The organism is Lysobacter korlensis (genome assembly GCF_042434515.1).
On the sequence record NZ_JBHLTG010000009.1, the window covers coordinates 247,733 to 257,424 of the forward strand.

The window sequence follows — 9,692 nt, forward strand, 5'->3', positions numbered from 1 at the left end:
CCTCATCCTACGGGCGGGGCTCCTGCCTCCCGGACGCCGAGGATCCCTCGCACCTGATGCACGTCGTCGCGCATCTGCGCGATGAGCGGATCCATTCCATCGAACTTCAGCATCCCGCGCACGTACTCGACGAACGCGAGCTCCACCGTCTTGCCGTAGATGTCGAAGTCCTGGTCGAGGGCGTGCGCCTCCACCTGCTTCGCCGGCACACCCGTGAAGGTCGGGTTGTTGCCGACCGAGACGGCGGCCGGATAGCGCACCCCGTCGACGGTCAGCCACGCCGCGTACACGCCGTCAGCGGGGACCAGTCCTTCGAGGTCCGGATCGAGGTTCGCCGTCGGATAGCCGAGCAGGCGCCCGCGCTGCTGTCCGTGCACCACGGTTGAGCGCACGGTGTGCAGGTGCCCGAGCAGCTTCGCCGCCGCCTCGGGGCGACCGTCCGCGAGAAGCTGCCGGATGGCGGTCGAGGATGCCCGGTGCACCGGGTCCGTGTCATCCGGGATGCCGACGTCGTCGACCAGCACGACGTCGAAGCCGTTCGCCGGTCCCAGCTCGCGGAGCGTCTGGACGTTCCCCGATCCCTTGGCGCCGAAACGGAAGTCGGATCCGACGAGCACCGCCTGCGCTCGCAGCCGGCCGCCGAGCACCTCCTCGACGAAGTGCTCGGCAGGGAGCTTGCTCAGTCGCTCGTCGAACGGCAGAACGACCGTCGCCGCGACCCCCGTCTCCGCCAGCAGCTCCAGCTTCTGGTCCAGGCTCACCAGCGCCGGCGGGCACTTCTCCGGGGCGAGCAGGGCGAGCGGATGACGGTCGAAGGTCACCACGACCGGCAGCAGGTGCCGCTCCTCGGCGACCCGTTGCAGCTGCTCCAGCACTGCACGGTGCCCGACGTGCACCCCGTCGAACTTGCCGATCGTGACCGCGCTCGGCCCGAAAGGGGTGGGCACGGCGTCGAGGCCGTCGTAGCGCTCCATCAGGCGGGCACCGTGCTCGGCCGCCGCTTGACGAGCCAGGCGATTCCGAGGATGGGAAGCACGAGGGGGATGAAGAGGTAGCCGCGGCCGAACTGCGACCAGACGGTGTCGTCCGGGAAGAGCTGCGGGTCCGCGAGGCTGAGCGTGCCCACCACGAGCACCCCCGCCAGCTCGAACGCGATGGCGGCCCAGGCGGCGCGGTATGCGGCGCTTCCGCGGGCGATCAGCGCGACGGTCGCCGCGACGTAGACGAGCGCGGCGAGTGCCGACAGGGAGTACGCCACCGGCGCCGACTCGAATTTCGTCAGGATCTGGAATACCGAGCGTCCAGTCGCGGCGAGTGCGAGGATCGCGTAGACGACCACGAGTACGCGTCCGACGCCGACGGCGCGGGAGGATGAGGAATCGGCCATTTCTTTCACCTTAACGCGTGCGGTCACGCCATCTGGACGAACCAGATGACGTGCATCCGGTACACCATCACGGCGACCGCCAGCGCGCCGATCGCGAGGACCACGGTGCTCCAGCGGGAGCGTTCGACGAGACCCCACAGCACGGTGAGCGGCGGGATCAGGATCGCGCTCACCAGGTAGACGTAGTACTCCACCAGGTTGCCGGTCGGCTCGTTGCCGACGAGCGGAGCGGTCACGGCGACGCCCAGCTGGACCAGCAGCAGCAGCTCCACCAGCAGCACCGAACCGAGAGTGAGGTCGGCGGGCGGCCGGCCGGCGATGCCGAAGACCAGGCAGAGGAGCCCGGCGGCGGTTGCGACAGCCACCAGCACCCAGGTGAGCCACTCGATCATCCGGTCACCTCCGCCGTCGGGAAGTTCACCAGGGTCTTCGCGGCACCGTCCGATACCTCGACGATCCCCGCCAGCGCGCCGTCCGGGGTCACCGCGGCGAGGGGGCCGGAGGGGTGCCCCTCCCCGACCTGCACACGCTTGCCGTGCGAGAGGTCCACGGTCTGTTCCGCCGAGAGGCCCAGCACCGGGTAGAGCCGCGATGCGACGTCCGCGGGTGCGAGCGCGGCATCCCGGATCGACTCGTCGAGCGGCGCGGCGTCGTCGATCGCGAACGGACCGATGCGCGTCCGGCGCAGCTCGCTGAGCGATCCGCCGACACCCAGCCGCTCGCCGAGATCTCGTGCGAGGGCACGGATGTACGTGCCGGAGGAGCACTCGACGCGGACCCGGAGCTGCAGTCCGGCGGAACGGTCGATGCCGAGCAGCTCGAACGCCGACACGGTCACCTCCCGGGCGACCAGGGTGACCGTCTCCCCCGCCCGCGCTCGCGCGTACGCCCGCTTTCCGTCCACCTTGATGGCGCTGACCGTGCTCGGCACCTGCGAGATCCGCCCGGTGAGAGCCGCGATCTCCTCGCGGATGCCCTCCTCCGCGACCGCGGCGAGTGCCTCGTCCGATGCGACCGAGACGACCTCGCCCTCGGCGTCATCCGTCGAGGTGGCGATGCCGAGCCGGATCGTGGCGAAGTACTCCTTGTCGAGACCCACCAGGTAGGTGAGGAGCCGGGTGGAACTGTCGAGGCCGAGCAGCAGCAGCCCGGTGGCGGCAGGGTCGAGGGTGCCGGCGTGGCCGACTTTCCGGGTTCCCGCGAGCCGCCGCACCCGCGACACCACATCGTGGCTGGTGATGCCGGCCGGCTTGTCGACGAGCACGATGCCGCCCGATTGCCGCGTTCCGGTCACCGTCCCAGGCTACCGCCAGGGTTCCCGGCGACCGGGAGGCGGGCGGAGCGGCCGTGATCCGGCCTTCGCGGCGCTTCGCGCGCCGGTTCTAGGATCGGAGGATGCGGGTTGCCGTTCTCGGTGCGGGCGCCGTCGGCGGCACCCTCGCCGCGCTGCTCGATCGCGCCGGCCATTCACTCGAGGTGACCGCCCGCGGGGCGCACCTCGCGGCGATCCAGGCGTCAGGACTGCGGCTCACCGGCGCGTGGGGCGACCATGTCGCCGCGGTGTGGGCCGGCGATGCCCTCGCGGCGGTCCCCGACCTCGCGATCCTCGCCACCAAGGCGCACGACGCCGAGGCGGCACTCCGGCCGAACGCGGCACTGCTGGACGGCGTGCCGCTCGTGGTGGTGCAGAACGGGCTCGCCGGGCTGGAGCGTGCAGCGGAAGCCGCCCCCGGGTCGCCGCTCGTCGGCGGCCTCGCGCTCTTCGCCGCGTCGCTCTCCTCCCCGGGCGAGATCACCGTGACCGCGGCGGCCGGCCTCTGCCTCGGCGGCGACGACGACGCCGCACTCGAACTGGCTGCCCGGGCCTTCGACGACGTGCTGTCCGTCACCCGCACCGACGACTTCGCCGGCGCGCAGTGGACGAAGCTCGTGATCAACCAGGTGAACGCCCTGCCTGCGATCACCGGATTGAGCGTGCAGCAGGTCGTCGCGGACCGTGCCCTGCGGCGCATCCTGACGCTCGGCATGCTGGAGACCGTGCGGGTCGGCCGGGCGAAGGACGTCACCTTCGCGCCGCTGCAGCACCTCGACGACCGGGTGCTGAGGCGGATGATCCGGCTGCCGGTGCCATTCGCCGAGCTGGTGCCGCGGAAGATGGCGGCCCGGATGGGCGACGTGCCGAACCCCGCATCGACGCTGCAGAGCATTCGCCGAGGCGCTGCGACCGAGATCGACCACCTGGCGGGCGCGGTCGTCGACGCCGCTCACGGCACCGGTGTGCCGGTGCCGGTGAACGCGGCGATGGTGGAGCTCGTGCACGAGGTGGAGCGCACCGGCCGCTTTCTCACGCCGGAGGAGGTCGTCGTCCGGCTGGACTCGATCGGGGGCTGAGCAGCCCGAATCGGCGTGTCCGAGTCTTCTCGGATCGGATCTCAGCAGGAGTCGGCGAAGATCCTCCGCGGGTGCTCCGGATCGCTGTTGTCCACCAGGGTGTCCGCCTTCGCCGTCGGGTCGAGGTGGCCGCGGTACCGTGCCTGCGCGGCCTTGGCCCGTTCGATCATCTCCTCCGGCGTCCCCGCTTCGCGAAGCCGCTCCTCGGTCGACTCCTGCGGCACCTGCAGCCACACCGAGTGCTTCCAGATCCCCGAGAGCTCCGGCCGGTTGAGGAAGACCCCGTCGACCACCAGCACGGCGTCCGCCGGGAGCTCGTCGGGCAGGCCAGGCGGCGCGACGCGGTCCGTCAGCTCGGGCAGCACGGCTTCGCCGCTCCGGAACGGCTTCACCGCCGTATCGCGGAAGTCGTCGTAGTCGTAGCCGTCCCGGTACGCGTCCTCGGCGCGAGTGGCGAACGCCTCGATCGGCAGCCGGGCGGCGGCCGCGCCGGCCGCTCTCAGCGCGGTGACGAGGCCATCCGCGAACTCGTCCTGTCCCGAGCCGTGCCGGCCGTCGACGGCGACCAGGGTGCGGCCGGTGGCGTAGTTGTGCAGTATCTCGCCCGCGATCTCGGCGAGGACATCGTCGCGCCGTGGCGCCCACCGTTCCATGGCCGAAGCCTACGTCCGTGGCCCTTGTGGCGGCTGTCGCCCGCCGGCCGGCGTGGGCACGAGCGGCTCGTACGATCGCCAGAACCGGTGGAACTCCCGCCCGCCTTGGAGCACCGACAGCCCGATGTAGACCAGCCCCAGCACGGCGGCCACGACCCCGGCCAGCACACTGCCGCCGCCCAGCGCGGCGACGATGGCCGCCGCGAGGAGCCCGGTGAGGGCGGAGTTCACCACGGCGATGAACATCATCGTGCTCCCGGCCAGCTGATGCCGGTTCCGGTCGGGGTCGAGAAAGAAGTAGGTGCGCGACATCCCCGCGAGGTCGTCGTTGCTGCCTGCCATCAGATACGGGCGGATTCCGGGGTCGAGCTCCAGATAGGCCGCGCGGAGACGATTCATCGCGAGCACGTACATCAGGTCTTCCATGCCGACATTGCGGACGCGGATCTGGGTCATGAGCCCGATCAGGGTGATGATGCTGAGGATCCCGACCGCGTACAGCGGGAACGGGTCCGCGAAGTCGGTGACCTGGCCAACCAGCGCGAGGCTGACCAGGCCCGCCGACACGAGCGTCAGCAGGATGCTGATCCGCACCAGCACCTCGCTCTGCGCGGTGGACCGGGAGGCGAGCAGGCTCCAGTGCTCGGTGGCCAGCAGCTGCGCGCGCAGCGAGTCCGGCGAGCCCGATGCCGGGACGGGCGGTGGCGGGGAGGCCTTGGCCATGTGCACAGTCTGCTCCCGACTGGCCCTGGCCCGATAGACCGGAGCTGTTCCGCGGCGGGGGCGACCTAGGGTGGGTCCGTGGTCTCGGCGCGGCAGGTGAACCCCTGGTATCGGGAGAACCGTCGCGACCTTCCGTGGCGACGGCCGGGATTTCCTGCGTGGGGAACGCTGGTCAGCGAGTTCATGCTGCAGCAGACGCAGGTCTCCCGCGTTCTACCAAGGCTCGAGGAGTGGCTGCGCCGCTGGCCGACCCCGGCGGATCTTGCGGCCACCCCGCCCGGCGAGGCGGTCCGAGCGTGGGACCGCCTGGGCTATCCCCGGCGTGCGCTTGCCCTGCACTCCGCCGCCGTCGCCATCGCGGAGCAGCACGATGGAAAGGTCCCGGCCGACGTCGACGCGCTGCTCGCCCTGCCGGGCATCGGCCAGTACACCGCTCGCGCCATCGCGGTGTTCGCGTACGGCCTGCGGCATCCGGTGGTCGACACCAACGTGCGGCGGGTGATCGCCCGGGCGGTGGAGGGCCAGGGGCTGGCGGGCCCGGCCGCGACGGCGCGCGATCTCGCCGCAATGGATGCGCTGCTGCCCGCCGAGAACGACGAAGCGGCGGTGTTCAACGCCGGGATGATGGAGCTCGGAGCGATCGTCTGCACCGCACGGAACCCGAAGTGCGACGCCTGCCCGCTGGCGGACGTGTGCCGGTGGCGTGCCCTCGGCTACCCGGCGTACGCGGGGCCGCGGGCTCCCCGGCAGCAGCGCTACGTGGGGTCCGACCGCGAGGCGCGCGGCCGCATCCTGGCCGTGCTGCGCGGAAGTGAGGTTCCCGTTTCGGAGGAGGCCCTCGTGGAGGCGGTGACGGAACCGGATCGCCGCTCCCGCATCCTCGAGGGCCTCCTGAAGGACGGGCTCGCCGCGCTGACCGACGACGGCTACGCCCTCCCCTGATCGGTGAGCTCTTGGCGCCGGACCGACGCGGGCGGCGCGGAAAGGGCCGCCCACGGCGCCGGGAGACCGCCGTCGGAGCGGCCGAGACTCGACGGCCGGCGGGAGCCGCGGCAGACTTGCTCTCGTGCCGGAGCTGCCAGAAGTCCAAGCGCTGGTCGACGATCTCAACACGCGGCTGCGCGGTCGGGTGGTCGACCGGCTCGACATCGTGTCATTCCCGGCGCTGAAGACGTTCGACCCCCCGCTCTCGGCGCTCGCCGGGCAGACCGTGATGGACGTGCGGCGGCACGGCAAGTTCCTGGACCTCGCGATCGGCGATGTGCATCTCGTGCTGCACCTGGCGCGGGCCGGATGGCTGCGTTGGCGTCCGAACCCGCCGGCGGCGAGCGGCCGGCCGGGGAAGGGCCCGCTCGCCGCGCGGCTGGTGCTCGACGACGGGGACGGGTTCGACCTGACGGAGGCGGGAACCAAGAAGAGCCTCGCGATCTGGCTGGTGCGCGACCCGACCGAGGTGGAGCGGCTGGCGACGCTCGGGCCCGATCCGCTCGACCCGGCGTTCACGATGGAGACACTCACCGGCATCCTCCGCAAGGCCGGACGGGCGCAGATCAAGGGGGTGCTGCGGAACCAGGCGATCATCGCCGGGATCGGCAACGCCTACTCCGACGAGATCCTGCACGTGGCCCGCATGTCGCCGTTCAAGCCCGCCTCGATGACCGACGAGGAGATCGCGGTCCTCTACGACGCGATCCAGTCGACCCTGCGGGATGCGCTCGCCCGCGCGGAGGGGCTTGCGGCGTCGGAGCTGAAGAAGGAGAAAAAGAGCGGCATGCGGGTGCACGGCCGCCCCGGCGAGCCCTGTCCTGTCTGCGGCGACACCGTGCGACAGGTGATCTTCCACGATTCGACGCTGCAGTACTGCCCCACCTGCCAGACGGGCGGCAAGCCGCTCGCGGACCGGCTGCTCTCGCGCCTCGTGAAGTGACCTCGGCTAGCGGGCGTCGTCGAAGTCGTCGTCCTCGTCGCGGGGCTTGATGTACGGGTCGGGGTCACCGGCGTAACCGGCGGACGACGCGAGCTCGGCCACCTCGGTGTCGCGCTGACGCGCCTCCTGCAGCAGCTTCTCGATCGACGCGGCGTTCTCGGGCACCGCGTCGGCGATGAACTCCAGCGACGGGGTCAGCCGGGCGGTGATGTTCCTGCCGACCTCGCTGCGCAGCATCCCGGTCGCGGCCTTCAGGGCGGCGGCGGAGTTGGCGCGCTCTTCATCGGTGCCGTACACCGTGTAGAAGATGCTGGCATGCTGCAGGTCGCCCGTCACCCGCACATCCGTGATGGTGACGAAGCCGAGCCGCGGGTCGCGGATGCCCTTGTCGAGCCGGCGGGCGACGATCTCCTTGATGCGGTCCGCCATCTTGCGGGCGCGCTGCGGATCAGCCATTGCTCACTCCTCACAGATGAATGTTCCCGTTCCGGCTCGATGTGCCTGCCGCGGCAGGCACATCGAGCCGGATTGGGAACAATACGCGGATTAGCCGCGCGGCTTCTCGCGAAGCTCGATCGTCTCGATCTCGTCACCGATCTGGATGTCGTTGAACCGTCCGAGGCCGATACCGCACTCGAAGTCCGTGCGGACCTCGGTGACGTCGTCCTTGAACCGGCGCAGCGACTCGATCGCGAGACCATCGGCGATCACCACACCGTCGCGGATGACACGAGCCTTCGCGTTCCGCGTGATGGTGCCGCTTCGGACGATCGTTCCCGCGATGTTGCCGAACTTCGAGCTGCGGAACACCTCGCGGATCTCGGCGACACCCGACTGCACCTCTTCGAACTCCGGCTTGAGCATGCCCTTGAGCGAGCTCTCGATCTCCTCGAGTGCCGAGTAGATGACGGAGTAGAAGCGGATGTCCACGCCCTCGCGAGCGGCGCGCTCGCGCGCCTTCGTGTCGGGGCGGACGTTGAAGCCGATGATGATCGCGTTGTCGATGGTGGCCAGGTTCACGTCGCTCTCGGTGATGGCACCGACCGCGCGGTGGATGATGCGCAGCTGAACCGACTCGTCCACATCGATCTTGAGCAGCGACTCCTCGAGCGCCTCGACGGCACCGGAGACGTCACCCTTGAGGATGAGGTTGAGCGACTCGACCTTGCCCTCCTGGAGCGCACGGGTGAAGTCCTCGAGGCTGATGCGCTTGCGGGCCTTGGCCAGCGTGGCGTTGCGCTCGACGGCTTCGCGCTTCTCGGCGATCTGCCGCGCGGTGCGGTCCTCCTCGGTGACGAGGAAGGTGTCACCGGCGCGCGGGACGCTGGAGAGACCCTGCACCTGCACGGGCCGCGACGGCTGCGCCTCGAGCACGATCTCGCCGTTCTCGTCGGTCATCGCGCGGACACGGCCATAGGCACGGCCGGCGACGATCGCGTCGCCGACGCGGAGCGTTCCCGACTGGATGAGCACGGTTGCGACCGCACCCCGTCCCTTGTCGAGCTTCGCCTCGATGGCGACACCGCGGGCGTCCTTGTTCGGGTTCGCACGCAGGTCGAGACCGGCGTCGGCGGTGAGCAGCACCGCGTCGAGCAGGTCGTCGATGCCGGTCTTGGCGAGCGCGGAGACGTTGACGAACATGGTGTCGCCGCCGTACTCCTCCGCGACCAGGCCGTACTCGGTGAGCTGCTGGCGCACCTTGGCGGGGTTCGCGCCTTCCTTGTCCACCTTGTTCACGGCCACGACGATCGGCACGCCGGCCGCCTGCGCGTGGTTCAGCGCCTCGATCGTCTGCGGCATGATCCCGTCGTCCGCCGCCACCACGAGGATCGCGATGTCGGTGACCTGCGCACCACGGGCACGCATGGCGGTGAACGCCTCGTGACCCGGGGTGTCGATGAAGGTGATGGCGCGCTCGAAGCCCTCGTGCTCGGTCCAGACCTGGTAGGCGCCGATGTGCTGGGTGATGCCGCCGGCCTCGCCGGCCACGACGTTCGCCTGACGGATCGCGTCGAGCAGCTTCGTCTTACCGTGGTCGACGTGACCCATGACGGTCACGACCGGCGGCCGGATCTCCAGGTCCTCGTCGCTCTCGTCGGCGAGCTCCTGGTCGAGGTCGATGGAGAAGCCCTCGAGCAGCTCCTTGTCCTCGTCCTCCGGGGAGACGATCTGCACGCGGTAGCCGAGCTCGCCGCCGAGCACCTCGAACGTCGCCTCATCGAGGGACTCCGTGGCGGTCGCCATCTCACCGAGCTGGAACAGCACAGTGACGAGGTTGCCGGGCATGACCTGCATGCCGGTCAGGTTCTCGATCTTGTCGGCGAAGTCCGTGATCGAGGCGCCGCGGCGCATCCGGATGACGGTGGTGCCGTCACCGCGGGGAACGCTGACGCCGCCGATGGTCGGGGCTTCGCGCATCTCGAACTCTTGGCGCTTCGCACGCTTCGACTTGCGGGCCTTGCTCTTTCCGCCACCGCGACCGAACGCGCCGGCGGTACCGCCGCCGGGGCCACGCCCACGACCGCCGCCGCCGCCGGGACGACCGGCGAAGCCGCCACCGGTGCCGGGAGCGCCGCCGGGACGCTGGAATCCGCCACCGCCGCCGGCACCG

11 protein-coding genes are annotated in these 9,692 nt (G+C 70.6%); 3 read left to right on the forward strand and 8 right to left on the reverse strand.

The window, feature by feature from the left end:
• Window positions 1-2: 2 nt before the first annotated feature.
• The 4 genes from ACFFGH_RS29050 to truB are packed head-to-tail and all read right to left on the reverse strand — an operon-like array spanning window position 3 to window position 2,681.
• Window positions 3-974, reverse strand: a complete 972-nt coding sequence (locus ACFFGH_RS29050; RefSeq protein WP_386675401.1) for a bifunctional riboflavin kinase/FAD synthetase — start codon at window positions 972-974, stop codon at window positions 3-5.
• The gene (locus ACFFGH_RS29055; RefSeq protein ID WP_386675404.1) at window positions 974-1,387 is read right to left on the reverse strand and encodes a hypothetical protein; all 414 of its coding nucleotides are present in this window, start codon (window positions 1,385-1,387) and stop codon (window positions 974-976) included. The genes ACFFGH_RS29050 and ACFFGH_RS29055 overlap by 1 nt, the downstream gene beginning before the upstream one ends.
• Before the next feature lie 23 nt (window positions 1,388-1,410).
• Window positions 1,411-1,779, reverse strand: a complete 369-nt coding sequence (locus ACFFGH_RS29060; protein WP_386675406.1) for a hypothetical protein — start codon at window positions 1,777-1,779, stop codon at window positions 1,411-1,413.
• Window positions 1,776-2,681, reverse strand: a complete 906-nt coding sequence (gene truB / locus ACFFGH_RS29065) for a tRNA pseudouridine(55) synthase TruB (RefSeq protein WP_386675409.1) — start codon at window positions 2,679-2,681, stop codon at window positions 1,776-1,778. The genes ACFFGH_RS29060 and truB overlap by 4 nt, the downstream gene beginning before the upstream one ends.
• A gap of 101 nt (window positions 2,682-2,782) precedes the next feature.
• On the opposite strand from truB, the gene ACFFGH_RS29070 reads away from it, so the two are divergent.
• The gene (locus ACFFGH_RS29070; protein ID WP_386675412.1) at window positions 2,783-3,778 is read left to right on the forward strand and encodes a ketopantoate reductase family protein; all 996 of its coding nucleotides are present in this window, start codon (window positions 2,783-2,785) and stop codon (window positions 3,776-3,778) included.
• 41 nt (window positions 3,779-3,819) lie between these two features.
• Here the strand turns inward: ACFFGH_RS29070 and ACFFGH_RS29075 are convergent, their stop codons facing one another.
• Together ACFFGH_RS29075 and ACFFGH_RS29080 are read right to left on the reverse strand one after the other, a co-directional pair.
• A complete protein-coding gene (locus ACFFGH_RS29075; RefSeq protein ID WP_386675415.1) occupies window positions 3,820-4,431 on the reverse strand; it encodes a nucleoside/nucleotide kinase family protein in 612 nt (203 codons plus the stop codon).
• A gap of 9 nt (window positions 4,432-4,440) precedes the next feature.
• Window positions 4,441-5,154, reverse strand: coding sequence for a hypothetical protein (locus ACFFGH_RS29080; protein ID WP_386675417.1), 714 nt, complete (start codon window positions 5,152-5,154; stop codon window positions 4,441-4,443).
• A 78-nt stretch (window positions 5,155-5,232) separates the two neighbouring features.
• Here ACFFGH_RS29080 and ACFFGH_RS29085 point away from each other — a divergent pair, with 78 nt between their 5' ends.
• Together ACFFGH_RS29085 and ACFFGH_RS29090 are read left to right on the forward strand one after the other, a co-directional pair.
• Window positions 5,233-6,096, forward strand: coding sequence for an iron-sulfur binding domain-containing protein (locus ACFFGH_RS29085; protein WP_386675420.1), 864 nt, complete (start codon window positions 5,233-5,235; stop codon window positions 6,094-6,096).
• Between the two features lie 124 nt (window positions 6,097-6,220).
• Window positions 6,221-7,081 carry an Fpg/Nei family DNA glycosylase gene (locus ACFFGH_RS29090; RefSeq protein WP_386675423.1) on the forward strand — a complete coding sequence of 287 codons (861 nt, stop codon included), beginning with the start codon at window positions 6,221-6,223 and terminating at the stop codon, window positions 7,079-7,081.
• A gap of 6 nt (window positions 7,082-7,087) precedes the next feature.
• Here the strand turns inward: ACFFGH_RS29090 and rbfA are convergent, their stop codons facing one another.
• Complete coding sequence (rbfA, locus tag ACFFGH_RS29095) at window positions 7,088-7,537, reverse strand: 30S ribosome-binding factor RbfA (RefSeq protein WP_386675426.1); 450 nt, start codon at window positions 7,535-7,537, stop codon at window positions 7,088-7,090.
• Between the two features lie 90 nt (window positions 7,538-7,627).
• Window positions 7,628-9,692, reverse strand: a 2,065-nt coding sequence (infB, locus tag ACFFGH_RS29100; protein ID WP_386675429.1) for a translation initiation factor IF-2, incomplete at its 5' end; no start/stop codon positions are given.